The 25,589-nt window shown below is 44.3% G+C and carries 23 protein-coding genes; 13 read left to right on the top strand and 10 right to left on the bottom strand.

Annotation, left to right across the window (positions count from 1 at the left end; all coding sequences use genetic code 11):
- The first annotated feature begins 178 nt into the window (after window positions 1-178).
- Window positions 179-769 (top strand): mechanosensitive ion channel family protein, encoded by a 591-nt coding sequence (locus VER99_RS18610; protein WP_020335037.1) that lies wholly within the window; start codon window positions 179-181, stop codon window positions 767-769.
- A gap of 113 nt (window positions 770-882) precedes the next feature.
- Here the strand turns inward: VER99_RS18610 and VER99_RS18605 are convergent, their stop codons facing one another.
- The gene (locus tag VER99_RS18605; RefSeq protein ID WP_020335039.1) at window positions 883-2,508 is read right to left on the bottom strand and encodes an ABC transporter substrate-binding protein; all 1,626 of its coding nucleotides are present in this window, start codon (window positions 2,506-2,508) and stop codon (window positions 883-885) included.
- A 133-nt stretch (window positions 2,509-2,641) separates the two neighbouring features.
- Here VER99_RS18605 and mpaA point away from each other — a divergent pair, with 133 nt between their 5' ends.
- Window positions 2,642-3,352, top strand: coding sequence for a murein tripeptide amidase MpaA (mpaA, locus tag VER99_RS18600; RefSeq protein ID WP_024372622.1), 711 nt, complete (start codon window positions 2,642-2,644; stop codon window positions 3,350-3,352).
- Between the two features lie 243 nt (window positions 3,353-3,595).
- On the opposite strand, the gene VER99_RS18595 is transcribed toward mpaA, so the two are convergent.
- The 4 genes from VER99_RS18595 to VER99_RS18580 form a co-directional block, all read right to left on the bottom strand.
- Window positions 3,596-5,272, bottom strand: coding sequence for a DUF342 domain-containing protein (locus VER99_RS18595; RefSeq protein WP_020335041.1), 1,677 nt, complete (start codon window positions 5,270-5,272; stop codon window positions 3,596-3,598).
- A gap of 255 nt (window positions 5,273-5,527) precedes the next feature.
- Window positions 5,528-7,549: a tRNA(Met) cytidine acetyltransferase TmcA gene (locus VER99_RS18590; RefSeq protein WP_024372621.1), complete on the bottom strand. Its 2,022-nt coding sequence runs from the start codon at window positions 7,547-7,549 to the stop codon at window positions 5,528-5,530.
- A 120-nt stretch (window positions 7,550-7,669) separates the two neighbouring features.
- The gene (locus VER99_RS18585; protein WP_020335043.1) at window positions 7,670-8,644 is read right to left on the bottom strand and encodes a ParB/RepB/Spo0J family partition protein; all 975 of its coding nucleotides are present in this window, start codon (window positions 8,642-8,644) and stop codon (window positions 7,670-7,672) included.
- Between the two features lie 7 nt (window positions 8,645-8,651).
- Window positions 8,652-9,869, bottom strand: coding sequence for an AAA family ATPase (locus tag VER99_RS18580; protein WP_014235120.1), 1,218 nt, complete (start codon window positions 9,867-9,869; stop codon window positions 8,652-8,654).
- 1,240 nt (window positions 9,870-11,109) lie between these two features.
- Here VER99_RS18580 and VER99_RS18575 point away from each other — a divergent pair.
- Complete coding sequence (locus VER99_RS18575; protein WP_020335045.1) at window positions 11,110-13,080, top strand: replication initiator protein RctB domain-containing protein; 1,971 nt, start codon at window positions 11,110-11,112, stop codon at window positions 13,078-13,080.
- 290 nt (window positions 13,081-13,370) lie between these two features.
- On the opposite strand, the gene VER99_RS18570 is transcribed toward VER99_RS18575, so the two are convergent.
- Genes VER99_RS18570 through VER99_RS18560 form a run of 3 tightly spaced genes read right to left on the bottom strand, consistent with a single transcriptional unit; the run spans window position 13,371 to window position 15,621 of the window.
- Window positions 13,371-13,838: a hypothetical protein gene (locus VER99_RS18570; RefSeq protein ID WP_020335046.1), complete on the bottom strand. Its 468-nt coding sequence runs from the start codon at window positions 13,836-13,838 to the stop codon at window positions 13,371-13,373.
- Window positions 13,838-14,770, bottom strand: a complete 933-nt coding sequence (locus tag VER99_RS18565; RefSeq protein WP_020335047.1) for an ATP-binding cassette domain-containing protein — start codon at window positions 14,768-14,770, stop codon at window positions 13,838-13,840. The genes VER99_RS18570 and VER99_RS18565 overlap by 1 nt, the downstream gene beginning before the upstream one ends.
- 2 nt (window positions 14,771-14,772) lie before the next feature.
- Window positions 14,773-15,621, bottom strand: a complete 849-nt coding sequence (locus VER99_RS18560; protein ID WP_020335048.1) for an ABC transporter ATP-binding protein — start codon at window positions 15,619-15,621, stop codon at window positions 14,773-14,775.
- Window positions 15,622-15,983: 362 nt separating this feature from the next.
- On the opposite strand from VER99_RS18560, the gene VER99_RS18555 reads away from it, so the two are divergent.
- The 10 genes from VER99_RS18555 (at window position 15,984) to VER99_RS18510 (ending at window position 24,420) form a co-directional block, all read left to right on the top strand.
- A complete protein-coding gene (locus VER99_RS18555; protein ID WP_014233426.1) occupies window positions 15,984-16,181 on the top strand; it encodes a PA3496 family putative envelope integrity protein in 198 nt (65 codons plus the stop codon).
- 392 nt (window positions 16,182-16,573) lie between these two features.
- The gene (locus VER99_RS18550) at window positions 16,574-16,783 is read left to right on the top strand and encodes a DUF3283 family protein (RefSeq protein ID WP_005374484.1); all 210 of its coding nucleotides are present in this window, start codon (window positions 16,574-16,576) and stop codon (window positions 16,781-16,783) included.
- Window positions 16,784-16,921: 138 nt separating this feature from the next.
- A complete protein-coding gene (locus tag VER99_RS18545) occupies window positions 16,922-17,638 on the top strand; it encodes a YebC/PmpR family DNA-binding transcriptional regulator (RefSeq protein WP_014233427.1) in 717 nt (238 codons plus the stop codon).
- A 219-nt stretch (window positions 17,639-17,857) separates the two neighbouring features.
- Window positions 17,858-18,526 (top strand): hypothetical protein, encoded by a 669-nt coding sequence (locus VER99_RS18540; protein WP_020335050.1) that lies wholly within the window; start codon window positions 17,858-17,860, stop codon window positions 18,524-18,526.
- A 9-nt stretch (window positions 18,527-18,535) separates the two neighbouring features.
- Complete coding sequence (locus tag VER99_RS18535; RefSeq protein ID WP_020335051.1) at window positions 18,536-19,234, top strand: ABC transporter ATP-binding protein; 699 nt, start codon at window positions 18,536-18,538, stop codon at window positions 19,232-19,234.
- Entirely contained in the window at window positions 19,222-20,490 is a 1,269-nt protein-coding gene (locus VER99_RS18530) for an ABC transporter permease (protein WP_020335052.1), read from the top strand. The genes VER99_RS18535 and VER99_RS18530 overlap by 13 nt, the downstream gene beginning before the upstream one ends.
- Window positions 20,483-21,256, top strand: coding sequence for an outer membrane lipoprotein-sorting protein (locus VER99_RS18525; RefSeq protein WP_020335053.1), 774 nt, complete (start codon window positions 20,483-20,485; stop codon window positions 21,254-21,256). The genes VER99_RS18530 and VER99_RS18525 overlap by 8 nt, the downstream gene beginning before the upstream one ends.
- Before the next feature lie 19 nt (window positions 21,257-21,275).
- The gene (locus VER99_RS18520; protein ID WP_020335054.1) at window positions 21,276-22,583 is read left to right on the top strand and encodes a hypothetical protein; all 1,308 of its coding nucleotides are present in this window, start codon (window positions 21,276-21,278) and stop codon (window positions 22,581-22,583) included.
- Window positions 22,584-23,606 (top strand): sensor histidine kinase, encoded by a 1,023-nt coding sequence (locus VER99_RS18515; RefSeq protein ID WP_020335055.1) that lies wholly within the window; start codon window positions 22,584-22,586, stop codon window positions 23,604-23,606.
- Window positions 23,607-23,628: 22 nt separating this feature from the next.
- Entirely contained in the window at window positions 23,629-24,420 is a 792-nt protein-coding gene (locus tag VER99_RS18510) for a LytR/AlgR family response regulator transcription factor (RefSeq protein ID WP_020335056.1), read from the top strand.
- 112 nt (window positions 24,421-24,532) lie between these two features.
- Here the strand turns inward: VER99_RS18510 and VER99_RS18505 are convergent, their stop codons facing one another.
- Window positions 24,533-25,027, bottom strand: coding sequence for a peptidylprolyl isomerase (locus tag VER99_RS18505; RefSeq protein ID WP_020335057.1), 495 nt, complete (start codon window positions 25,025-25,027; stop codon window positions 24,533-24,535).
- A 60-nt stretch (window positions 25,028-25,087) separates the two neighbouring features.
- Window positions 25,088-25,474: a thiol-disulfide oxidoreductase DCC family protein gene (locus VER99_RS18500; RefSeq protein ID WP_020335058.1), complete on the bottom strand. Its 387-nt coding sequence runs from the start codon at window positions 25,472-25,474 to the stop codon at window positions 25,088-25,090.
- Window positions 25,475-25,589: the final 115 nt, after the last annotated feature.

Below are 25,589 nucleotides of genomic sequence, written 5' to 3'. Positions count from 1 at the left end.
GGTTCTCAGTGTGCGCAATAGGCACATCAATTTGAGATATGCGAGATAAATCAAGTCATATTCAAGTACGAGACAAAGTTGACCAGCTAAGATAAAAATTGTGATTACTTACAGTAAAAAATCAGCTATAACAGCCGTTTGTTAGTACCATCGAGTTGAAGAAAGGCGAGTTGAAGAAATGAATGATTGGATCCAATTAGATCAAGTGAACCAGTATTTCAACGAAGGCTCTCTTGGATATAAAGTGTTAATGGGCATCATTGTCTTGATCACTTATCGGATCCTGAAAAGAGTTGCCAACCGAGCCATCATAAACCTAGCCTCATCGAAAGGGGTAAAGAAGGCACGCTTAAGCTTTATTCAGCGTTGCTTTAACGTGGCACTGTTGTTTCTGACCGCATCCACTTTTGCGATTGTCACTGGCATTGGATACGGTGATGTATCGCTGTTCCTATCCTCCATATTTGCAGTCCTGGGGGTCGCGTTTATTGCCCAATGGTCGATACTGAGTAATATCACCGCAAGCTTTTTGATCTTCTTCGTATTTCCATATCGCGTCGGGGATCGGATCAAAGTCGTCGATAAAGATGAAGACATCAGCGGTGAGATTCAAGAGATCAGCATGTTTCATGTGTTGATCAAACACGAAAACGGCAACCTTATCACTTATCCAAACAACCAAATATTACAGAAAGCGGTGTTAAAACTGGCCAGAAACAAGCCTGTCGCGGCTAAAGCCAAGTCCCGAATTTACACCCGAAGAAAGTAACCCTGTGCTCGAGTAAGTTGGTTTTAGACGTGGGAAGCAGATAGTCAGTCTGCGACGAAAAATAGTGTGATAAAAATTAAAGCCCCGAGAGTTCGCTCTACGGGGCTTTATTTTTACTTCTTAATGTACAGGTCTTTAGAGTAAATTCGGCCTTCTACGTTGTTTTTAGCAAAGCCACCAACGTTGGGACGCACTAATCTCGCCTGCATGTAATAGTAAATTGGGGCGATAGGAACATCTGCCGCAATCAATTTTTCGGCTTCATCGTAGTACGCCTGACGTTTTTTATCGTCTGTGGTCGCGAGTGCGTTGTCCATCGCCTGGTCGTATTCAGGGCTTTGGTAACGCGCAAAGTTCCCTGAGGAATCCGATCTTAACAAACTCAGGAATGTCGATGCTTCATTGTAATCTCCACACCATGAGGCACGCATTACATCAAAATTACCTTGCTTGCGCGCCACTAAATAAGATTTCCATTCTTGGTTTTCCAACTCTACCTTCGCGTCTAAGTTATCACTGAGCATAGAGGCAATAGCCACAGCAATGGCTTTATTCGACTCACTGGTGTTGTAAAGAAGTTTAAAATCGAGCGGCTTATCTTTTCCATAACCCGCTTCTTCTAATAACTGACGAGCCTTTTCGTCACGTTGTTGCTGTGTCCAGTTGCTGTAGTCCGGTTGAGTCGCATCAAAACCAGCCGTATATTGGTGAGCAAACGTGTATGCGGGTAAGTTACCAACCTGGGTAACGCCATTGGTAATGACGTCGCGCATGATTGAATAAGACACAGCCTGACGGACTCTCACATCATCAAACGGAGGACGGGTTGTATTGAACGCGTAATAATACGTACACAATAATGGCACCACTGTATACGCATCCTGATATTCTTGTTCTAGCTTCTGTGCCATATGTGTTGGTACATCAGAAGTGATGTCTACTTCGCCAACCACATAGCGATTAATCGAGGCATTTTGATTCTCAAACGGGATGTAAGTTACGTTGGTGAGATGCGTATTGTCTGCATCCCAATAATTAGGATTTTTCTTCAGTTCAATGCGTTCATTGACTACCCATTTATCAAGGACAAATGCGCCATTACCGACAAACTGTTTCGGATCGCTCCATGGTTTCCCACCCTGCTCCACTGTCGATTTATGAACAGGCATCATTGATGTGTGACCTGTCATTGCCACAAAGTACGGAACTTTACTTTCTAGCTCGAAACGAAGTGTGTATTTATCTAGAGCCTTAACACCTAACTCTTCAACTGGCAGCTTACCTTCAGCGACATCCACAATGTTCTTGATGCTTGTCATTTCAAGATACCAAACATTTGGTGACGCCAATTGAGGATCAACCGCCCTTCTTAACGCATACACAAAATCGTCTGCCGTTACTGGATCACCATTGGACCATTTTGCGTCTTTGCGTAAATGGAAGACAAACGTTTGGTTGTCTTTCGTTTCCCACGACTGGGCGACGCCAGGAACAATATTGCCATCACGATCTTGAATCACCAACCCTTCAAATAAGTCTCGCAATATATGCATTTCTGGCATCCCTTCGGCTTTTGCCGGATCGAGAGTGGCCGCTTCAGCATCATTCGCTCGCACTAAAACTTGCTCAGCGGCAAGTTGAACATCTTCAGGTATGACATCTGCAAACGCAGAAATCGTTACGACAGGGGTAAAAAGAGAGGAAATAAGCAATGTCTTTGAGAATTTTTTAATATCCATATCGTTTTTAGTTCTCCTAACTCGTCTTTTGAAGCCAACACCACAATTAACAATACAACCATTGACGAAATTTAACAGTTCGGTTTATCTAAGTAATTAAAATTAATATTACTTCATCTGGTTGGAGATTATGGTGAATCTAATTCCAAGAACGGAAAGAGCTGCATTTTTAATTAAGCCCAAAACCTACGGAAAATCCGTTTTAGGTGCGCCTTTGCTTTACTTTCCTGCTCAGGTAGAAAGCACATCACGTGGTTTGATATTAGCGGGAACACACGGAGATGAGACAGCTTCTATAACAGGTTTATCATGCGCGCTAAGAAGTTTGCCAGTAAACGGCTTACATCATGATGTGGTGTTATCGATGAACCCGGATGGTAACCAACTCGGTACCAGAGCAAACGCCAATCAAGTTGATCTTAATCGTGCCTTTCCAACTCAAAACTGGACTGAGCATGGCACTGTGTATCGTTGGAGTTCTCATACTCCGGTACGCGATGTAAAAGTAAAAACGGGTAATGCAAATCAACTTGAGCCAGAGGTGGCCGCGCTGATCAATCTTATCGAAGAAAGACGACCAACGTTTGTGGTCTCATTCCATGAACCGCTGGCCTTTGTGGATGACCCAAAATTTTCTGCCTTAGCAAAATGGCTCGGTAGCCAATTCGATCTACCATTGGTCGAAGACGTGGATTACGAAACTCCCGGGTCATTTAGCACTTGGTGTAGTGAACGAGAACTGCCGTGTGTCACTCTGGAATTACCAGCCGTGTCCTCTGATTTAACGATAGAGCAGTACCTACCCGCGATTATTGCACTGCTTCAGTATGAGCCTGTTAATTAAGGTTTTACGATAGAAAAAAGCATTTCATATATGCTTTGAAAAAGAAAGACATAGGTATGCGATTTACAGTGTAAAACGCCGTTATGTAAGTCGAGTCAAACAAGTATCGTATTTGAAGAGGCCTATTTTTGTAGATAGAGAATCACCCTACCCAACGATTGAAGACTCAGTTTAGTACAAGCGTCGATAAAGCCTGATTGTGATTCCTATACGCTAAAGGATTTAGAAACAAAAATTGGCCGTCTACGCGATGATGGATTCTTGCTCGAGATTTGCCGACACATTGATTTCGTATTGATTAAATCGGAATGTGCAACCGCCGTGGGTGCGTTTAGTTGTTACTTGCTCGTTACTAAACTGAACGGTTACCCGAGAAAAAACGTGTTCTTTCGCTACCACCGTATTTTCTTTTAGCGCAAGTTCAAAGGCGATTTCGGTCTGATCAAGTTTCAGCTTTAACTCTTCCACTAGGCGATTATTTTGGGATTTTAACGTTTCTATTTCCACACCTTCTTCTTGATTACGTTCTGCTTTGGGACGCTTTTTGAATTCTAACTCTTTGCGGATAATATCCATCGTTTCAGCTTGTGCGTTTTTATACTGTTCCTTTAAGTTGCCAATATGCTCCTTATACAATGAATAGCCTGAGAACGCTTCGACCCTGGTTGCTGTATCTCCTTCTACGCCCAGTTGCAAACACAACACATTTTTGGCGACTTTAGCGTGGCCACCACTCAGTGTGCCATTTTTTCCAATCGCATCCAGAACTGTCAGGGTCTTACCGCAAGTGATTTCGTTATTCATGCTATGGACTGCGAGCTCAATGTCTTTACCTGCAGATAGTTCGCTATACTGCGCGTAACTAGCCCGAATAGAACCTTTGGTTTTCACACGACAACTTCTAGGTTGGCCATCACTAACGGTATGACCAATAATTCCTTTACCGACCAGAATGTCATCACGCGCTTGAACATCAGCGGACTCAATAAATCCACCTACCGTAATCGAGCCTGTCGCCTGAACAATCATGCCAGATTCAATGTTGCCACCAATAATCACGTTTCCTTTAAATTTAACGTGGCCAGTATTAACGCCAACATTGTTGAGGCACAGTGCGTTGTCGACTTCAATCGTATTGTTCTTTATTAGTGGCGTACCTGAAATTGAAGCAATGAGAAGATTTGGATCACTTGGACAAACTTCACTACCTTTGCCCGGTTTGAGAGCGGTATCTTTGCCCACATGCGCAGGTATAAGTCGGCCTTGGACAGTGAAGCCGGGGATCCCTTTAGTAGCAGGAGTGCGGCGCATGACTTCATCACCAACATTGACAGAGATTGTTTCGCCAAGATTTCTCAAGTCTATTTTGTCGCTACTCGATTGTCCCTGTTTTGGCTTGAGAATACGTTTTGTGATGTCTTTTACCAGAGGCGTAAAAATAGAGTCTCTACCTTTGATTGGCTGTTTACCAACAGCAACAGGTTGGGTGAACGTTGCTCCAGACTTAAGTTGACTACTGACCAGCATTACTTTCTTTAAGGCGAGTTTGTTGATTCCCTTGGTAACCTTTGCTTGTGCTAGTGCCCTGACAATTTCTGCTCCACGTAATCCGCGTCCGCCATAAGCGCCGGTTACGGTAATACTTGCAAGCATATCGTTATTGGACAACTCCACAGAAATCTCAGCGTCTTTCTTCTGAGCGACCACTACGCCTTTATAAGCTAGTGCGTCTCGAACTCTCACGCATTCAATAAATCGGCTGACCGCGTCATCTTCAACAAATAACGAATCGGCATTCATTAACGTAAGTTGCGCAAGTAACTCTTTTCTATCGAACTCACTTTCCAAATCCACATCTGGTGACAGACGAGCGATTATCCTTGTTCTGTCCTCAGACCACTCAAGACACAGCTTCCACATAGCGATACCACTTTGCTGAACATCAACACCATCAGTCTAACTAAAAATATTTTCTCGACAAACTGTGCAGTCTTAATAATCAAGCTTATATCACTAATAGTGAGATAAATGTCAATTCCGCCAAGTCAGTGAATAGTATCGTGAATATAATCTAAACCAGCTCAAATAGGACAAATAAAAAAAGAGGCGATTTACAGTGTAAACCCCTCTTCTTCGTTATTTTAATTTACAGTGTAAATCTAATTAAGGTCTGCTTTACAGTGTAAATTGTTTCAGAAGCAACTGCACTTCACGCCGAATTTCTTGTTCAACTTGCTTACGTCCAGTTAGATTGAACTGTTTCGCACAGCTCTCCCAATCATGGTTAAGGAATAACTTGCAGATCATTAAATCGGAAACTGATACTAAGCCATTTTTCAATAGCCACTGTTTTAACCACACAAACACAGATTCGTAACTACCACCACCTAGAGCGTAATTGCGAATAAGCGTAAGTTGGCAAGGATGGAGTACGATCTCCATTCTTGGCGCACTGAGTAAACTTCGATATAAGCTAGGCTCTAACTTCGAGTAAACCAGATTGGCGTTCATCGACATAAACTCACATAAAAGTAGCTCAGATTCATCAATCCATTTCTGCGGTTTATTGGCCAACTGTCTGACCATCAATAAAGAGTAACAACCACTTGCGGCATCGCGCATTGTTCCAAGTCGAATCGGTTGATAACCGACACTATTCCAAAAGCGCAACAGTTCATCTGTCAAACCAAAGCTGGTGGAAAGATAATTGACATGAGAAGGTAGAGACTGCTCAAGTTGAGTAAGCATCCGCTTCCCGAGCCCTCTGTTTTGTAACTCAGGATGCACCGCGATACGCATAATACGGAGCGTTGATAGCCGACCCACATCAGGCATGCCGAGTTGATTGATAATAGTAACAGGGGCTAGATGACCTGGTGGACGACGCCTCCCGAGTTGAATATCAGAAATAATCGTCTCATCTAAACTGCCCTCTTCAACCGTCATGATAACGCCGACTATTTTCTTTTCACTCGTTGCTACATAAATAGAACTACATTCATCTTGAAGTAAGTGCAGCAAATCATTCGGAGAAGTTTGATAGTGCGCATTCACCAAAAGAGCAAAACAGTCAGGTAATAATCTAGGATTGGAAACCAATTCATGCTTTGCAATTTTTTTAAGTAGGAATTCTTGCGCAACCACGGATGGAGGGGCCATCAGTTCTGCATCCAATACAAATGCTTGATATAGCCAGGACTCAAGAATATCACCTTCGCTCCAGCGGATTGGTTGCTTAAGATGACAGGTTTTCATTCCGGCTCTTTTCTTTCTCAGCCAGTCAACAAACTTAAGCGTAAACCCGCGTCCACAACCCTCGTAACCGTGAATGGTGCTAGAAAATACAAGGCGATGGAAATGAGCCGTCATCTGCTGCAGCATAGGAACTGGAATTGCAGCGGCTTCGTCGACAAGTAGTAAGTCACATTCGGGTAGCGACACGAGTAACTCGTCCGGCGCGATAAATTGTATGCTCCCCTGCCCGGCTTCAAATCTGTCTTTTCTGATACGCTGGCCGCTTGGCAATATTCGTTCTGCGTGTAAGAAAACCGGTTCTACCGCTTTAATAGATGGTGCTGTCACTAACACTCGCAACGGCTTAGTTTGTAATAAGTTCGCACACGCGATCCCAAGGGCACTGCTTTTCCCACGGCCACGGTCTGCGGTTAACACTAAAGGGCGTTTTCGATGGCCTGTTACCACTTTTTCAATAGCAGCAACTGCCTGCTCTTGTTGCGTATATCTTTGGGCTTTACTGGAGGGTTCAAAACTTGGTAACTCAGGCACAGGTTGATGTTGCTCTAAGACAAATAACTTCTGCCACTGAGACGCCATCCACTGTTGAGCGCAGTTTGATGGCTCAACATTATCGGTAGCCACAATCAGAATTCCGCCACCAACTAGTGAGCCCAACGCTGCAGAGAAGCTGTTCGCATCAAAGTTTTTACGCGCATCATAAACGAGCACATCACATTCTCTTCCTAGCAACATATGCCCTTGTTTGCTAGATACTGAAAAGGCGTCGCCTAACGACCATTCACCGACACAAAACCAACGTAATTCTTGATGAGCTTTATAGAACGAAGTGATAAGTTCGTTTTGCCAGTCGCCATCACCCTGGATAGCCACGCCTACGCGTTGGAAAGACTGAAATGCCTTTTGTTGAAGTAAAGCGAGAAACTCAGTTTGTGTGTGCATGCTGTATACCCAAGGTTTAATCAACGCCATATTACCACAACTTAAACAGGCTACTGATCGGCAAGCAAAAACAACTGGCATAAAAAAACCGCCCGAAGGCGGTTGAAGTTTTGATTAACGTTATTGCAATTTGCTGTGAACAAAAGCAAGAATTTCTTCCATCAAACTATCATCTACTTTTTTAAGGTTCAGTGCCAGATTACTGCCTTTGCGGCTGTAACTCGCGCGACCTTTTATCAAATCGACTTTGTCTACCTTTGGCGATGGTTTGGCTGGTGATAATTCAGTAATCCAACTTTCTAGGCTTTCTGTGACTTCTTTTGTTAGACGAGCAACACCTTGCGCTGTGCTACGCTGCCACAAGTATCCGTCTGTTGTACGGCATTTATCTAACAACCCTTGCTGATGTTCAGGGCTTAGATTCGTAAACTGCTTGTGCAATTTAACAATGGTTGGGCGACCAAGGTCGCCAACATTTGGATACGCTTGAAGCAACTCTAGTGGTAAAGAAGCCGCTTTTAACGCTCCACTTACCAATGCCTCACTGCATTGGAACATTTTCGCCAGCGCTTTCTGGTCTTCTGCTTCACCGCTGTCTAACTTGGCTTGCATCTCCTTGCCTTTTTCATAAAGAGAGAGAGGCTTGTGAGCGTTTGCCACATCAGACAGGAACTTAGCATGATTAGAGTTAATGTTGTCGCCAACATAAACCAGAAAATCTTGCTCAGCCAGAATACAAGATTTACGACGACGACTACCGTCTAATACCTCAATCTTGCCATCTTCAGTGCGACGGCCGACGGCCGGATACTGCTGACCACGCTCTTTTAACGTAACCAATACATCGGATAAAGCATGCTCATTCAAGAAAGATTGTTCGCGTGCGTTATCAACAAAGACTGTCGTTTCAGACTCAACCTTGTCAGCAGGAATACGAACCAACTCGAATTGAACGGTATTCTCACCAGCGACCGCTAACTCAATGGTTTGCGTTTTTTCTTTTGCAGCGGTTTGCGCTTCTTGAGGCGTAGCCACGCGGCGTTTATTAGTTTTGCCAAATAATTTTGCGTTTAATTCAGACGTTTTCAAAGCCATTTACTTATTACCCCTGATTCAATGACGGCCAATTAGAGTGCAATACACGCTCTAGTTCAAGTGCGCTCTTATGAACGGCGTCTTGAGCGGTTGCGAGCGTTTTCTTACCACCTTCAAAATCACTCACAGTGAGATCAAATACCGTACTGTAGGTGTCAGCACAGGTTTCAAACGCTCGACTACGCGGAATGGTAGCCATCATAACTTGGTCACCTAGAAGATAGTTCATTTCAGTTAAAACAGAAACTTGCTTCTTATTGTCGTCCTCAAACATGGTTGGCATTAAGCGCACAAACTCAAGGCCATTCCAATCTTCTGGGAACATTTCATACACTGTCGGTAAGTGTTGGAAAAAGTTTACCGTTGAAGCCCAGTCAAGACGTTTGGCAGCACATGGAATCAGCAATGCGTTAGAAGCATACATTGCATTCCAAACTAGCGGATCCACGTGCGGGCCGGTATCAATCATGATGATATCGAAATCATCTGCAATAATGTCGATAAGCTGCTCTTTTAACAAACGCACGATATCTAAAGATGGGTCTTCAGATAAGGTTTGCCACGCTTCGGCATTAAACATCGCGTCTTCTGGGAAAGCAGAGATTGACTTCAAGTTTGGATATTGCGTAGGTAGCAATACATTCTTATGCAAAAACTCACTATCAATCTCAACACCGTCTGGTACGTTACCTAACATAATATCAACGGCAGAATAGATATTATCGTGTTCAGCGACACTGATTTGTGGGTTTAGGAATAGACGTAATGAGCCTTGTGGATCTAAGTCAATCAAACAAATACGGTAGCGTTTATCTAAGTTAAGCGCTAAACAAGCCGCTAAATGCACCGCCGACATCGATTTACCCGTACCACCCTTTTGGTTTTGTACGTTGATAATCCACGGCTTATTGCCATTGTTTTTTTTACGCTCGTGGAATTTAGGCACCTCAGCCGCATCCATCAGCATATGTGCTTCTTCTAACGTAATGGAATAATGATTGGCGTTATTCTTTGTAAATTGATGGCCAGCGGCTTCCATTTTACCAATCGCGTCATCGAGTTTTCGACGAGTCAAACCCGATCGGGTTTCCATCATTGCCTTAGACATTGGAGGGAAGTAGTTGTCACTTCGCTCTTCCAAAACAATCTCAATACGGTCAGCTTGAACTTGTTGTGTGAGTTCTGCTAACTCATGAAGATTTTCAATCGTTTTTTCTCTTTTCATGCCAATTTCCGTTGAAAGGATATCTGATTGCAATTGTACAGCAGTGAACACCAATAACAACAAAAAGGTGCACAAACATTTTGAATAACAATCACATATAAAAACAATAAAATCGACTCTTTTATGAATTATGGTAAAAAATATATCAAAATATAATCAAACAAGTTCGCACAAACGCTTTGCTAACTCTATAAATTAAAAGTGTTACAGCGTCACACATTTACATTGTAAATTAAAAATTATACGGAACGATTATATTGACCGGCTAAATTACGGATTATGTAAAATCAACATGTTTACAACAAAAAATGCAGAAACGGGGACAAGATTCATTCACGGATACCCTCTTGATCATGCTTCCAAAGCATTTGAGGCCGTTTTTTTAATAGATGGACCGGAAAGATGATCAAGAGAGTTACTTGATCATCTTTCCGTGTTATATCCTACTTACGAAAGCATGATCATGGCAAAAGTAGGGGAGTGCATGAGTAGATGGACGTTATTCTATGCGATCAAACCATCGGAAAAATGATCAAGTGAATAGGTTTCTCGGAAGCATGCTTTTTACTCGCCATTTTACGGACGAATGCAGATATACTGGGGCATTCAGAGAATCAAGCGTAAACAAACCTCGGAACGATGAAATAAAAACATGGTATTTGATAAGTACGGCTATCATGATCATGCTTCCTAAATTTAGAACAGATATAGGATTTACACGCTTAGTACTGATATCTGATGATATTTTCAGCACATGAATAAATTACCGCCGAAATGAGACTTTAACTTGGCATTAACGCTACTCTTGATCATCGATCCGGAACCAAGGAGGCGATAAAATCCATGGTGTTTACACCTTTGTTGATCAAGCAAACCCGCATTTCTGTGGATAACCTGTACAAATGTCATGATCATCGTTTCAAGACCATTTTGATCATCTTTTCAGAAACTTAATGATCATGCTTACGAGAGGATATGATCATGCTTTCAAGATATTGTTGATCATCGTTTCGTTATATTCATGATCATGGTTCCGAAAGGGATTTCAATAATTCCTTTTTATAACAACAACTTAAAATGATAAAAATTGCCAGATCAATAGATCATATAATCAATTAAGATCAGAATAATCAAAAAGATCAGTTATTTAAAAAACAAGATTTTTTCTTTATTTATGATCTGTTTTTCTTTATTCTTCGGAACCATAGCACAACTACGGCTAGTGTGATCTGGATCTAAAATGATGGCTGATGAAAAAATTCTGATTAAAGCACCAAGAAGCCACAAAGACGGGCATCTTTTTGAAGTGCACGAATCTTCTGCAGATTGGGTAGAACAATACCAACACTTCAAAGGGGTGACCAAAAGCATCTTAGAATTGCTTAATCTGATCTCGTTGAGAGGTTTCAGCAGCAAAGATGGACTTGTATCAACCACTGAAATCGTTGAAGCAACAGATGGTCAACTGACTCGTGCTGCGTTACAACAACGATTACGAGCAGCGGTGAACATTGGTTTATTTACGCAAACTCCAGTTCGCTTTGAAGAAGGACTGGCAGGTAAAACCATGCTTCACACGTTTGTTAATCCCAATAAGCTCATTTCCGCTTTGGGTGCAACGAGCTTAGTTACTGAAAAAGTCCGCCAGAATGAAAAACAAAAACGCTCAAAAGCACTAGCTCAGACGCAAGTAAACAAACGCTTGCTGACAGAACATGGCTTAAACACGCCGCCGACGATGAAAGATGAAGCGGATCAATTCGTCGTCTCTCCAACTAATTGGGCAGGGATCATTGACCAAGCTTTGGCGCCACCACGTACTCGTAAGAGTTATCAGAAGTCGATGGTGTCGATCTCTGGTACGAAAGCGGTAATAGAAACTCGATCGTCAAAAAATATCATGACAGTCGATGATCTGATGACCTTGTTTGCGCTGTTTACCCTGACCGTGCAATACCATGATCATCACAAAGATCAGTACCATCTTGATGCAGCTCATGTACCGAATAAAACACCGCTGTATATCACCGACATCCTGTCATTGCGTGGCAAAAAGGACAGTGGACCTGCTCGTGATTCCATTCGTGACAGTATCGATAGAATCGAATTCACCGACTTCCAGTTACATGAGCTTACAGGCCGCTGGTTAAGTGAAAACATGCCGGAAGGTTTTAAAAGTGATCGATTCCGCTTTCTAGCGCGAACGATCACCGCATCAGAAGAAGCGCCAGTTGAGGGCAGCGACGGTGAGATCCGAATCAAACCTAATTTGTACATATTGGTTTGGGAGCCGTCGTTTTACGAGGAATTACTGACTCGTGATTACTTCTTCCTGTTTCCGCCAGAGATTCTGAAACAACATACTTTGGTGTTCCAGTTATATTCCTTTTTCCGTAGCCGGATGGTTCGTCGCCATACGGATTGTATGTTGCTTAGTGAACTGAATCAGAAGTTAGCGCGTAACATCGAGTGGCGTCGATTCTCCATGGATCTTATCCGGGAACTGAAACGATTATCTGATGGAAAAGGGACGGAAGATCTTTTTGTTGTTAACTTATGGGGCTACCACCTGACGATCGAAACCATGATCGAGAAAGGCAAAATCATGGATTACCAGATCGATATCAAGTGTGATGTTGAGGAAGTCTTGCGTTATTCACGTGCTCGTACCACAAACGCAGGAAAGCGTAACATGGCTCCTACGCTGCCAAACCCACTTCGTAATGAGATGGTATCCAAACAACAGCTAGAAGAGCTCTCAGGCATCATTGACGGCGAATTTGAGCCTATTCAGCGCAAAGCACCGTCTCCTCGTGGTAATTTAGGGCGTAGGATCAAGCAAAGAAAACATCTGGTTGAGATTAATGCAGATGAAATTACCATTACTCTATCCAAATATACCTCACCAGAGGCTCTGGAACGCAGCATAACGGCGTTATCAGCAATGACAGGGCACTCATACGCCTCGATTAAGGAAGAGTGCTCTGAGTACATTGAGAAGCTTGATTGGTTAAGAGTTGGAGATGACCCATTACCTTATGAGACTCTGAGTAAGACCGTTGAGCTGTTCAATACGCAAAATGATCTCAAACATCTTACTATTGAGCGTCTGATTGCCGGTTTAGCTGTTCGTCGCAAGGTCTGCAGACAAATTTATGATGGCCATATGGATGAGATGGTGTATCGAGCTCTTGATGAAATGGCGATTTAACATCATTCAGCTTTATGAATTGAAACCGATTAATGTGACTGATTGATTTTAAATGTAAATATATATTTCGATAATAGAAAACAGACCTAACTCTAACAAAATCATGACATAGCGGTTCGGAGTCGAGACTAAGCTTGATCTCGAATAGACAACCTTTTGTCCTTTCTGATGATTAATAGATAGGCTCATATATTGTTACATTCATTCTGAATAGACTTCGCGAGTTTCTGCTTAGGAAACTCGCTTTTTTTTGTCTCAAATTCGGGGAAAACCTTGATCATCTTTCCGGGTTAATGACGTAGACCTTGATCATGCTTCCCGGTTTCATTCCAATTTAAAGATCGCATCAACGCCACATGTGACTCGATCAAGCTGTGAGCTTGTTGTTGCCACTCACTTTGATCGCACTGCTGATTACAAAACTCTAAAGCGAGCACCGTGAGATGTTGCAAACGTTTCAAACACCAGTCCTTAATCTCAATATCGGTTGATACCTGACACGCAGCTTGTTCCAGTTTTGCACTTGCGTAGAGCAAGGTTTGGTAGGCTTTTTGATGGTTATGATACCTGGCGTGTTGGAATACTCGTAAACAACCGTCAAGCCAACAAGCAATCGCTTTACTTTGTCGCTCGCACAGCTTAGGCCCAAAGACCTCATCTGGTGCCTGGTATAAGATCGTTTCCAATTTACCAACTTGATCATGCTTCCGATGTTCATACCACATCGAGATCTGATCTTGCCAAGTACTCAATTCCATTACGCTGCCTCAGTCCATTGTTTTACAAAGTGATTTGGCCCTATTTGATCAAATTCGTCGACAATGATACTGCTTCGACTACGAATCTCATCGGCGTCTACTGAATAGTTTGGCTCATTTTTCACTAAGTTACCAAAGGGGAGGTCTGGATCGGGCACGGCAGAAATCAACAGCTTAGTATAAGGGTGCTGCGGGTTCTTGAGTATTGAGTGAGTATCACCCCATTCAACGATTTGCCCCTTGTACATCACCGCGGTTTCTTCTGCGATGTAGTGTGCGGTTGCCAGATCATGAGTTATATACAAAAAGCCAATGCCAAGCTCTTGCTTCATTCGCTGCATTAAATTCAAGACGCCCAAGCGAATCGATACATCAAGCATTGATGTCGGTTCATCCGCGAGAATTATCTGTGATCCAACGGCGAGAGCACGCGCTAAATTAACCCGTTGGCGCTGGCCACCACTTAGCTCGTGTGGGAACTTATTTAACGTTTCCTCTGGAAGTTCCACCAGCTTCAACAGCTCCAGCAAGCGGGCAGATATGTCACGATCAGTTTTGACTTGCTTATGAATTTTGATAGGACGCGTGAGGTGATGGCGAATAGTATGCGTTGGATTGAGTGAGCCAAAAGGATCTTGAAAGACCATTTGTACTTTACTGCGATACTCTCGGATATCAGATCGAGTCGTGATCTCATTGATGTCGGTACCATTAAACAGGATCTTGCCCTCAGTTGCCGGATAGACTTTCGTGATCAAGCGCGCACAGGTGCTTTTACCGCACCCTGATTCACCGACCAAAGCCAGTGTTTTCCCGGCATAAAGATCAAAACTAACGCCTTGCAGAGCGCGAAAGGTTTCTTCTTTCTCAAGACCGCCGCCGACTTTGAACTCTTTAATCACATCTTTCATTTGGATAATAGGCTGGTTCATGATTAGGCTCCTAGTGTCTCAGGTTGTTTGTGGACATCGTGGATATTGGGGAAAGAAGCCCAAAGCTTCTGTGTGTAGGGATGTTGAGGATGATTGCGAATGTCGTAAGCTTGGTTAACTTCAACTATTTCTCCATGGCGCATGATGGCGATTCTGTCGCACAATTGGCTCATTAGTGCCAAGTCATGGGTGATAAAAAGTATCGAGAACCCGAATTCATCTCTAAGCTGATAGATTTGCTGCAAAATTTCTCGTTGTACAACGACATCTAAAGCTGTCGTTGGCTCGTCCATAATGATCAGTTTCGGATTAAGAGACAGGGCGATGGCAATGACCAAGCGCTGACGCATCCCGCCAGAAAACTGATGGGGGTATTCGCTTAGTCGCTGTCGAGGAATGTTGACCAAGTCCATCAACTTCTCGGCTCGATCCTGAGCTTGAGCATTGGTTAAGCCTTGATGGTGCCGCAATACATCGGCAAATTGCTCTTGAATCGTTAAGACAGGGTTAAGTGAGTTCATCGCACTTTGAAACACCATCGCGATTTCACTCCATCGTAAAGCCGTTAGCTCAGAATCAGAGAGGCTAAGGATATCTTTTCCCTCAAACAGTATTTTGCCGCCAGAAATGAATGCAGGTGGCTTATGGAGACGATTCACGGAGAATGCGATGGTGCTTTTCCCACACCCTGATTCACCAGCAAGACCAAATATCTCCCCTTTGCCGATATCAAAACTGACGGATTTCACTGCGTTAAAATCACCATTATCTGTGATGTAATCGACACACAACTCTCTGATCTGGATGACCGGATCATTGTGGTATGCATGATTTAAGTTAATACCACTCATATAAACACCTTACCAATCTAAAAGATAATTATTATCATTAGCATGTTGGGACGGTTTTTAGAAAGTGACAGATAGAGAATCGGTGAAGTGACTCGAAAGTTAAGTGAAATAAAAACAGGTTTACGGTGTACGTTAAAAATGTCTGAGAGGACGAAAATGAGAGCTGGATCAGCACACTTTTCTTAGGGGTAATCATTCAAATTTAATCCTAATTTGTTACTTTGGCAAAACTTAAATGATGAAACTATTAATGAGTTAGCGAAAGGTCGGGAGGGTTCACATTTCCCTACTGTTTTGCTTACCACACCTGATGGGGTTTGCTATAGATTACTCATCGAAAACATGGTGTGTTCGGAGGAAATATGTCCATTAATTCTATCGACCATGAAGAAATGAGTAACATCGCTCACAAATGGGAATTACCTGAAGAAGAATCCGTTGTGCAGCCTGACAAAACCGTGAAATCGGCAGAAGCCAGAAGACGCATTGAGGCACTTCGTGAAATCCGTGAAAGTGGTTTGACGATTGAAGAAGCCAAAGAACTGGGTTTGATCCACTGATTCATCTTTGTCATCAACAAACAATTCAAAGGGTAGCTCATTGCTACCCTTTTTCATTTTATGACTCATCGCACCAACTTCAATGGTTAATGTTTTTGTCAACTTTCCTAGTTGTAAAACTATAGTCACACAATGACAGACTTTGCTGGATACCATGCTCGCTGGCCTATGGTTATCACTCGCTGTTTTACAGTGTAAATAAGATTTTTAAGCTGGGGATAGCCGTGCCGCGCGTCGATAGAATTTTAATTCGTCGCCAAAAGCGTTGAAATTCGATGGGATAGTCACATCGGTAACTTGAAATTGATCAAGATAAGTGCGTTTCTATTCTCCAACCTATAGTCGGTATGCTATAGTGCGCGGCTAGTATTTAAAGTACCTTGAGGCTGTGAATGTCGTTTAATCTATCCCTGTTGCCGCCTGATGAAAAAAACAAAATCGAACTGGATAAGCAAGCTTCGTTTTTGGTTTGGAAACTCAGAGAGGCCAAATCTGGCCCTGAAGCAATAGAAGAGCAATTATCTAAGATTAACGATGCTGATGAAAAAGCATTTTTCCAGCAATCGGTTGAAAAGTACAAGCGAGTAATGGGCGTCGCGTAAAGCGAATCGTGGCCTTGATAGGAATCAACGCGGCGAATGAGGTAACTTCCCCCATTCCTCAGCAGAGCGAAAATTGAAAACGTTTCGCTTTTTGCTAAAATCCTTCGCATTAAATTTGAATTTAGAGAGAACATCCCGATGGGAAGAAGTTTTGAAGTGCGCAAAGCCTCTATGGCGAAAACTGCAGGCGCAAAAATTAAAGTTTATTCCAAATACGGTAAAGAAATTTACATGTGTGCGAAAAATGGCGGTGCAGACCCAGACATGAACTTGTCTCTTAAGCACCTGATCGCGAAAGCGAAAAAAGACCAAGTTCCTGCACACGTTATCGACAAAGCGATTGATAAAGCGAGTGGCGGTGGCGGTGAAGATTACGCTCCTGCGCGTTACGAAGGCTTTGGCCCTGGTGGCACAAGTGTCATCGTTGATTGTCTAACAGATAACGGCAACCGTACTTTCCAAGATGTTCGCCAGTGTTTTGTAAAAACAGGCGCGAAAATTGGTGTTGAAGGTTCGGTATCTCACATGTTCGATCACCAGGCGGTATTCCAGTTCAAAGGCGATGATGATGAAATCATTCTGGAAACGCTAATGATGGAAGATGTTGATGTCACTGACGTTGAACTAGAAGACGGTGTGATCACAGTATTTGCACCTCATACTGAGTTCTTCAAAACGAAAACAGCTTTGAACGGCGCATTCCCAGATCTAACGATTGATGTGGAAGAAATCACTTTCGTTCCTCAAACTCAAACGCCAATCGCAGGTGAAGATGCTGAGAAATTCCAGAAGTTCCTAGACCTTCTTGATGACTGTGATGATGTTCAGCAGGTTTACCATAACGCTGAGCTGTAATTCGTTCGCGAATTCGATTGAAAGGCTTCCTTCGGGAAGCCTTTTTTGATCGTGCTGGGCGAGTCTTTAATCTTTCTGATTGGGAGGCCGATACAACCATTCATCCGTGCTGAACCCCATTCACTCCGCAAAAACACCATTGGTCGCATCCCTAAGCAGGGGAGAGCACCTTTCCTTAATCTGAAACCATCAAATCAATATTAATAAAGGACAATTACTATGATGGTTTTCAATTCGTACTTCCGATCGGGATTTCAATTATTCATCGCCTTATTTCCCGTTCTCGTACTGAGCAGTAGTTTCGCATTTGCCAATCCTACGGAGTCGTTACTTCACCGATTTAATCAAGCTGAACAAGGAAATTCAGCTTTGGTCGACAGCGTTCATGACGAACTAGTGGTTCTTATCGAGCAGCACGGCGCTACGCCTTTGACTTTGGTGTACCTCGGCTGCACTCAAACTCTGCAAGGTCGCGAAGCATTTATGCCTTGGAATAAGATGAAGTTTACCGAGTCAGGTCTGGCGACGATACAAAAGGGTTTAGATTTAATGGCTAGCCAGCCGATACCGGTTCAAGAGCAGCAACGATTGCAAGGCTTACCAGAATATCTGTTAGCGACTGCGATGGCGGCTACAACATACTCAGCCCTTCCTGATATGTTCAATCACTTTGAGCGAGGCTATGAGCTGTATCTTGCCTTGATCAATGATCCAAGTTTCCAGCAACAGCCTTTTTCCGCTACCGCATGGGTTTACCGTTACGCCATTGAGGCCGCTTTACGCGCTGACGATCAGACACAAGCCCAAGCTTGGTTGGATGAGATGGAGCGCTTAGGTTATGACAACATTGAAACGCAAAACGCCAAGGCACTGCTCGCGAAGCGGTAAGGAGCCACTATGATCACTTTCAATCAACTCAGTCGTGATTATGTCTTAGGAAGTCAGACGGTTCATGCGCTGCGAAACGTGTCGGGAGAAGTGTTTGCCGGAGAGATGGTGGCGCTGTGTGGTCCTTCTGGTTCGGGAAAAAGTACGCTCCTCAATATTCTAGGCATGCTGGATACGCATTATCACGGGCAATTGACCTTTAAAGGAAGCCCATACCCAACCGGGCAAATACAAGCCGCTAAAATGCGCCGAGAAAAGCTCGGTTTTGTATTCCAGAAATTCAATTTAGTGCCCGTGATGACGGCTTTAGAGAACGTTGCTTATCCGCTGCATCTCAACGGTTTTTCCAAAGCCGAACAAACCAGACTCGCTCACGAAATGCTCGACCTTGTGGGCCTTGGGGAGTTTGTTCACCATATGCCAGATAATTTGTCGGGAGGGCAGCAGCAGCGCGTCGCTATTGCACGAGCTTTGGTCCATAAGCCGGCATTGGTGATTGCTGATGAACCCACTGCCAGTCTGGACAGCCAAAGTGCCAATAAGGTTATCGACATCATGAAAAAACTGGGGCACGAAAGGGGCACCACTTTCATTATTGCGACTCACGATATGCGAATGGCTTCACGCTGCGATTGTACTCTTGAGCTGGTGGACGGAAACATGACTCACACGCCTCTTGGGGCTGAGGAGGTTTCATGGGCAAGTTAATCCCAGATTCAGTTCGTCTTGCGTGGCTCAACCTACAGCGTAACCGCCGCCGTAGCCTACTTTCGATGCTGATTATCGCCATTGCTGTATTTGCCCTGACCAGTGCAGGCGGTTTCGGCTTATATACCTATGACAGTTTAAAAGAGGCAACCGCGCGCGATACCGGGCATTTAACCCTAACAACACCTGGATACTTCACGAAAGAGGAGGAAATGCCTCTAAGCAATGGTCTAAGCCATGTTGATGCTTTTACCAAGCAACTTATCGGTATTGATCAAGTACGAGGCGTGCAGCCGCGTGTGGAGTTCAACGGGCTGGTTTCCAACGGCAGTAAGTCATCCATTTTCATCGGTATAGGTGTGAATGATCGGGAGTTCGATATGAAAGGGCCATTTTTGGATGTGAGAGCAGGGCAGACGCTGTCCAATATCCACGCTTCACGTTATGACCCAGCTGAACCGGAAGTCATGTTAGGTGTGGATCTCGCCAGCAATCTAAACGTAAACGTAGGCGACTGGATCACGCTACTGGCTACGACGACGGACGGCGCGCTCAATGCGTACGACTTTAAAGTCCGCGGCATCTATTCAACGGGCGTTCCAGAGCTGGATAAACGTCAGTTGTATGTACACATCCATAGCGCGCAGTCTTTGCTCGGTTCGGACAAAGTCAGTACCTTATCGGTTTTCTTATTCGATACCAATCTGACAGACAAGGTCAGACAAGATGTGGCAACAATTCTGTCGAATCAAAAACAAAGCTTCGGTAATCAAGGGGTTGAAATCACCCCTTGGCAGGAAAGAGCGTTCTTTTATCTCAAAGTGAAGGGGTTGTACGACCGGATCTTCGGCATCATGGGAGCGGTCATGGCGCTGGTGGTGTTTGTCGCGTTGTTTAACACCATGACCATGTCCGTCACGGAGCGAACGCGTGAGATAGGTACGTTGTCTGCGCTGGGAAGTTATCCGCGTGAAATTATAGCCGGGTTCTTAAGAGAAGCGGGGTTGCTTGCCGTGATTGGCAGCTTGATTGGCGCGCTGCTGACCGCCGTCGTAACGGTTTTGTTGATGGTGGTAGACGTGCAGATGCCCCCACCGCCGGGACGCACAGAAGGATATCCTCTCACTATTTACTTCTCTTGGGAGCTCGTTGCGGTTGCCGGATTTGCAGTACTGCTGATTTGTCTGGTTGCGGCGTTTTTCTCGGCACGCAAAGGGGTGAACAAGCCTATTACGGAGGCACTGATTTATGTTTAATTTCAAACGAACCATGCCACTGGCGGTGTTAGTAATCTGCGGCGCAGTCTCCGCAAATGTGCAAGCGCTGGATACACAGCAAGTGGCGCAATTGATGAAAAAAGCCGATGGCTACCGCTTACAGGATCAATCATCTAAAGTCGTATCGTTGGTGCGCTTGTACCAAGATCAAGAATTGGATAAGACCCGTTTGTACCATGTTTATACTCGTCCCAATCGAGAGTCACTCGTGGTGTTTAAATCGGCAGTCGAGGCTGGTCAAAAAATGCTGATGATGGGCGATAACTACTGGCTCCAAATGCCTAAAAGCCGTCGACCGATTCGCATTACACCAATGCAAAAGTTACTGGGCGAAGCATCGATCGGAGATATATCTACACTCACCTGGAGCCAAGATTATCAGGGAGAGTGGAAAGCGACAGAAACCACCTCAGTGAGCGGCAAGAGCATTGCCACTTACCATCTTGTCCTGACCGCTAAAACTGCAGGCGCGAGTTATCAGAAAATCGATCTATGGCTGGCAAAGCAGGATGCGTTTCCAATCAAAGCTGATCTTTATCTACGTTCAGGCAAACTCGCTAAGCAAGCGCACTACCGCCGAGCAACGAAAGAGACGCGAGATTACGTCAGTGAGATGACCTTGTTGGACAGCATCCAGCCAAGCAAAAAAACGGTGATCGAGTATCAGGCGATCTTGCCATGGCAACTGGACGACAAGTTCTACAATCCCAGCTATTTGCCAAAAGCGAACACCTCGCAATTGTAGGCTGCGGTAGGGGACCAATATGCGATTTTGTACTGCTTATATCGTAAGTCTTTTGATGGGAGCTTTCGCTTCCCCTGTATTGGCGGGTAACGAACTGAGTCTCGAATGGGATTGGGCGTTGAGCTACGAGACCGTTAAGCAACGCGATACTCATTTCATTCCAGCGCAAGGAGACTCTTGTGACTCGCTCAATGCGCTGCTTGATGTGCAAATGAACTACCAAAACATCAGTGGCTTATTTACGTTCTTTAGCCAAGGCTTGTATCTGAATCAACATGACCGAAAAGGATGGGGGAGCGAATCAGACAACCAACTCTTAATACGAGAACTTGTCTGGCAGGACGAATGGCAAATCGGTGATGCTATTCTCGATATCAGTGTGGGTAAATTACGTGTCGATTGGGGCGTGGGGTATGGCTACCGTGTCTTGGATTTGTTCAAACCCTACCGACAAAATCCAGTTGGTTTAGTGGCAGAAGAAGGGGCGGGCGTTTTTTCTGTTTCTCATTACGATTTAGCTGGTGAATGGACTTTGATTGCCACAGACTCAAGTTGGGGGCAACAAGATCAAAGTGCATTGGATCAAGCGACCGAGCAGCAAGGTGTTGGTGTACGTCGTTATATGCTGGTGGATGACACAGAATTCCAATGGATTGGTTATTACGATGATGTTCGCCGCGGCTTACTTGGCGCCAGCGTGATTACCGTTTGGGACGAGTCGATTGCCATGCACAGTTCTCTTCTGTGGCAAAAGCAGAGTGTCAGTTATGAGATTTCTGATCAGCTTGAACAGCCTGTGTCTGTTGATAACCAAGGCAGTGCATTTCAAGCTTTGGTTGGACTTAACTGGGCTAACCAAGCTGGGCATAACGTAATCGCAGAATATTGGTATGACAGCCGTGCCTGGTCAACGAGCGAATGGGAGAAGGCGATAAGCCGTGGTGACTTACTCTCTTCATTCCCCTCAACTTGGTTGCTTGCGAGCAGTTACGCGCAAGGTTTTCAGCATGCCAATATTGTGCAACATAACGTGATGCTGCATTGGAGTTGGGACATAGAAGCCTGGGCGGCATGGAGTGGCGCGACGTTTATGACAGAGAATATGGGTTGGTTAAGTGACGTCACACCAACGCTCGATGTGTTGATTTCTCCACAAGACGGCGGTGCGATTGTGACTCAATGGGTGAGTTACCAATGGATTGATACTGGTGAGCAAAGTGTGGAACTGGAAGCTGCTGCACGATTTTTATCTGGAGATAAGCAATCCGCGTATGCGCAGATCAATGATAAATATATGATTGTCTTTAATATAAAAGGGAAATTCTAAATGTTCTCAGGGAAGTCAATGAAAGAAGGTGGATGGCGAAGAAGTTTGGTGGAGACCTCTTTATTCTGCCTATTTATTGCTGTAATGACGCTCTTTGTATGGGGCGGCCCGTTATATATTCATTTACTGGTCAGTTTTGGCTTTGGCTACTCGGCCATTTTTTTCTCGTGGTTGATCGACAAACTCTTTCCCACCATCCCGCGTGTAATGGAAATTACCATTTCTCTCACCGCATGTTTGCTGTTTGGGGTGGTAAATGCGCAGTTTTGGCTTGGCGAATACTTCGGGATCTCTGGCATGTTGCCCATCGGTTTGATGGGATTGTTGTTCAGTGCCATGTGTTTTTTCTATTTTCACTCGCGAGAGAAGCAAGCCATCGCACAGCGTGAATTGGAAACCATCAAGCTCGAGAAAGCGGAAAAAGAGCGCGCCTTATTACTCAGTCAATTGAAACAGATGCAAAGCCAAATTGAGCCGCATTTTTTGTTTAATACATTGGCGAACATCAGTGCGCTAATGTCACAAGACGTGGATAAAGCCAGAAAGATGCTTGATCAGCTCACCGCATTATTGCGTGCAACATTAAAAAGCTCACGTGAACAAAAAACGACCATCGACAATGAAACCGCATTGATTGAGGCGTATCTCGCGATCCAACAAATTCGCTTAGGTGATCGCTTGCGATACTCCATTGAAGTAGAGGAAGGAACTGGGCAACTCGAGCTGCCACCAATGATGCTACAACCGCTGGTTGAAAACGCCATTATTCACGGCATTGAACCGAAGCGAGAAGGGGGAGAAGTGAGTCTGCGGATCAAACGTGACAACCGGTTACTTGAAATTGAAGTCCGAGACTCGGGTGTCGGGCTGAATCACGTCAGTCAACATTGTGGATCGGGGATTGGGCTTAGCAACTTAAAGCAGCGAATTGATGCTCTATTTTCCGGAGAAGGGCAGGTGTTAATCAGTGAGCTTGCCGAGGGTGGTGTCAGTGTCCGTTTAAGCTGGCCAATTGAGTGGTAATCATAAACAAGGATATGGGGAAATGAAGACTGGAATCACTGCAATTATTGCCGACGATGAGCCGTTGCTGAGGCATCATTTGGACAAAAGCCTGGCTGAAGTATGGCCAGAACTGGAAGTGGTCGCAAAAGTCGCGGACGGTGAGCAGGCTTGGAGTTCCATTCAAAATAACCAACCCGACATCGCCTTTCTTGATATTCGCATGCCCGTTTTAGACGGGGTGAGTTTAGCGCGAAAAATTAATCGTATGGTGAATCCACCTTTGATTATTTTTGTTACCGCATACGACGATTACGCGATTAAAGCGTTTGAACAAAATGCGGCAGATTACCTACTCAAACCTATCTCGGATGATCGGCTGCAAACCACTTGTGAACGTGTTCAAGCGCGCCTTGCTAATCGCGTGCAAGACAACGGCAACATGCAGATGAATAGCTTGTTAGCGCAGCTTCAGCAAATGTCAGCGCCCCAAACCCCCCAATATCTGCAATGGATTAAAGCCACTCAGGGGGAAGACATTCATTTGATCGCTACCTCTGATGTGCTCTATTTCAAGGCAGAAGAGAAGTACGTCTCGGTCTATGCACAGCAAGGGCAGGGGAGGGTTGTGGAATACCTGATTCGAACATCGTTAAAAGAACTGATCCAACAACTTAATCCTGACCAGTTTTGGCAAGTTCACCGTTCAACTGTCGTTCAGGTTTGTAAAATCAATAAAGTTAACAAAGACTTTTCAGGACGAATGCTTGTCCATATTGGTGATACGAAATTGGCGGTAAGTCGAGCCTCACAAAGTTTATTCAAAGGTATGTGACCGTGACTTTGCAAGGCGCTTTGTTCTTTACACTGTAAACTACGCTCTTAATCCATTAACAGTATATATACCAACTTTTGTGAAATTGTGGCGTATTAGTGTTCACGGAGGTTTAGTCCCTGACGGTCACTTTCTCGATAATAATCGGATCGCAAGGAACGTCATCATGACCGAGTTTAGAGGTTGTCTTCACATCTGCGATGCGATTGACTACATCCATACCGGCGGAAACTTTGCCAAATACTGCGTAGCCCCAACCGAGATTTGTCGTTGCGGTGTGGTCGAGGAAGTCGTTATCTTCCAAGTTAATGAAAAACTGTGCCGTGGCGGAATGTGGTGCATCGGTGCGAGCCATTGCAATAGTACCAATAGTATTTTTTAAGCCGCGATTTGCTTCATTTGCAATAGGTGCTCGGGTGGGCTTCTCTGTCATGTCTTCAGTATGGCCACCACCTTGGATCATAAATCCCTTAATGACACGATGAAAAATCGTACCGTTATAAAAGCCCTCTTCACAATATCTTTTAAAGTTTCTTGAGCTTACGGGGGCTTTTTCGGTATTCAGTTCAATTTCTATATCACCGAAATTGGTTGTCATAATGATCATGAGTGGTTCTCTAGTGGTGTTTGGGGCAGGCATTATAGCCCAAGCGATAACATGTTCGTATTATCTTGAGCATTGATCGGTGCCACAGCGCGATGTGCCCGTGAGCCAGTAAGAGATGCGGTATCGGTTGTTGGCGAATTTTATATACAGCCAGTCGGCAACCGGTCTAATCAAGGGCCAACGTAATGGTGCGTACAGCCAACCTCTACCTACCAGCTGCCAGGCTCGATAGGTGACGTCCAAACCAAGCAGTAAATTACCGCAGTCGTCCAAAGCGTGGAGTATGGTATTTGCTTTGGCGACATCGATTTGTGGGTAAGCAGAGAATGCTTCACTATAAATATCGACGATACGGATATGTTGATGCGTATCGCGCTTGGTCAACGCTCTCATCTCTTTGGCACAAAGCGGACAGGTACCATCATAAAATATGGTGAGTTTTGCCATAGCTGCTCCTTACGTTTCTGCTTAGAATACCGTTTTGACTACACTTTTTTATACGTTGTGTCAGCGATGTTGATTCTAGCCTATTCCATTTTATATTTTCGATAGAGCAATCGTG

It is taken from the genome of Vibrio natriegens NBRC 15636 = ATCC 14048 = DSM 759, assembly GCF_035621455.1.
Classification (GTDB): domain Bacteria; phylum Pseudomonadota; class Gammaproteobacteria; order Enterobacterales; family Vibrionaceae; genus Vibrio; species Vibrio natriegens.
Note: the sequence above shows the minus strand (reverse complement) of the source record. Positions and strands in the feature narration are given on the sequence as shown.

What these genes read in the sequence shown, in the direction of transcription:
- VER99_RS18610 (WP_020335037.1), top strand. Translation starts at nt 179, where the DNA reads ATGAATGATTGGATCCAATTAGATCAAGTGAACCAGTATTTCAACGAA.
- VER99_RS18605 (WP_020335039.1), bottom strand. Translation starts at nt 2,508, where the DNA reads ATGGATATTAAAAAATTCTCAAAGACATTGCTTATTTCCTCTCTTTTT.
- VER99_RS18595 (WP_020335041.1), bottom strand. Translation starts at nt 5,272, where the DNA reads ATGTGGAAGCTGTGTCTTGAGTGGTCTGAGGACAGAACAAGGATAATC.
- VER99_RS18590 (WP_024372621.1), bottom strand. Translation starts at nt 7,549, where the DNA reads ATGCACACACAAACTGAGTTTCTCGCTTTACTTCAACAAAAGGCATTT.
- VER99_RS18585 (WP_020335043.1), bottom strand. Translation starts at nt 8,644, where the DNA reads ATGGCTTTGAAAACGTCTGAATTAAACGCAAAATTATTTGGCAAAACT.
- VER99_RS18580 (WP_014235120.1), bottom strand. Translation starts at nt 9,869, where the DNA reads ATGAAAAGAGAAAAAACGATTGAAAATCTTCATGAGTTAGCAGAACTC.
- VER99_RS18575 (WP_020335045.1), top strand. Translation starts at nt 11,110, where the DNA reads ATGATGGCTGATGAAAAAATTCTGATTAAAGCACCAAGAAGCCACAAA.
- VER99_RS18570 (WP_020335046.1), bottom strand. Translation starts at nt 13,838, where the DNA reads ATGGAATTGAGTACTTGGCAAGATCAGATCTCGATGTGGTATGAACAT.
- VER99_RS18565 (WP_020335047.1), bottom strand. Translation starts at nt 14,770, where the DNA reads ATGAACCAGCCTATTATCCAAATGAAAGATGTGATTAAAGAGTTCAAA.
- VER99_RS18560 (WP_020335048.1), bottom strand. Translation starts at nt 15,621, where the DNA reads ATGAGTGGTATTAACTTAAATCATGCATACCACAATGATCCGGTCATC.
- VER99_RS18555 (WP_014233426.1), top strand. Translation starts at nt 15,984, where the DNA reads ATGTCCATTAATTCTATCGACCATGAAGAAATGAGTAACATCGCTCAC.
- VER99_RS18550 (WP_005374484.1), top strand. Translation starts at nt 16,574, where the DNA reads ATGTCGTTTAATCTATCCCTGTTGCCGCCTGATGAAAAAAACAAAATC.
- VER99_RS18545 (WP_014233427.1), top strand. Translation starts at nt 16,922, where the DNA reads ATGGGAAGAAGTTTTGAAGTGCGCAAAGCCTCTATGGCGAAAACTGCA.
- VER99_RS18540 (WP_020335050.1), top strand. Translation starts at nt 17,858, where the DNA reads ATGATGGTTTTCAATTCGTACTTCCGATCGGGATTTCAATTATTCATC.
- VER99_RS18535 (WP_020335051.1), top strand. Translation starts at nt 18,536, where the DNA reads ATGATCACTTTCAATCAACTCAGTCGTGATTATGTCTTAGGAAGTCAG.
- VER99_RS18530 (WP_020335052.1), top strand. Translation starts at nt 19,222, where the DNA reads ATGGGCAAGTTAATCCCAGATTCAGTTCGTCTTGCGTGGCTCAACCTA.
- VER99_RS18525 (WP_020335053.1), top strand. Translation starts at nt 20,483, where the DNA reads ATGTTTAATTTCAAACGAACCATGCCACTGGCGGTGTTAGTAATCTGC.
- VER99_RS18520 (WP_020335054.1), top strand. Translation starts at nt 21,276, where the DNA reads ATGCGATTTTGTACTGCTTATATCGTAAGTCTTTTGATGGGAGCTTTC.
- VER99_RS18515 (WP_020335055.1), top strand. Translation starts at nt 22,584, where the DNA reads ATGTTCTCAGGGAAGTCAATGAAAGAAGGTGGATGGCGAAGAAGTTTG.
- VER99_RS18510 (WP_020335056.1), top strand. Translation starts at nt 23,629, where the DNA reads ATGAAGACTGGAATCACTGCAATTATTGCCGACGATGAGCCGTTGCTG.
- VER99_RS18505 (WP_020335057.1), bottom strand. Translation starts at nt 25,027, where the DNA reads ATGATCATTATGACAACCAATTTCGGTGATATAGAAATTGAACTGAAT.
- VER99_RS18500 (WP_020335058.1), bottom strand. Translation starts at nt 25,474, where the DNA reads ATGGCAAAACTCACCATATTTTATGATGGTACCTGTCCGCTTTGTGCC.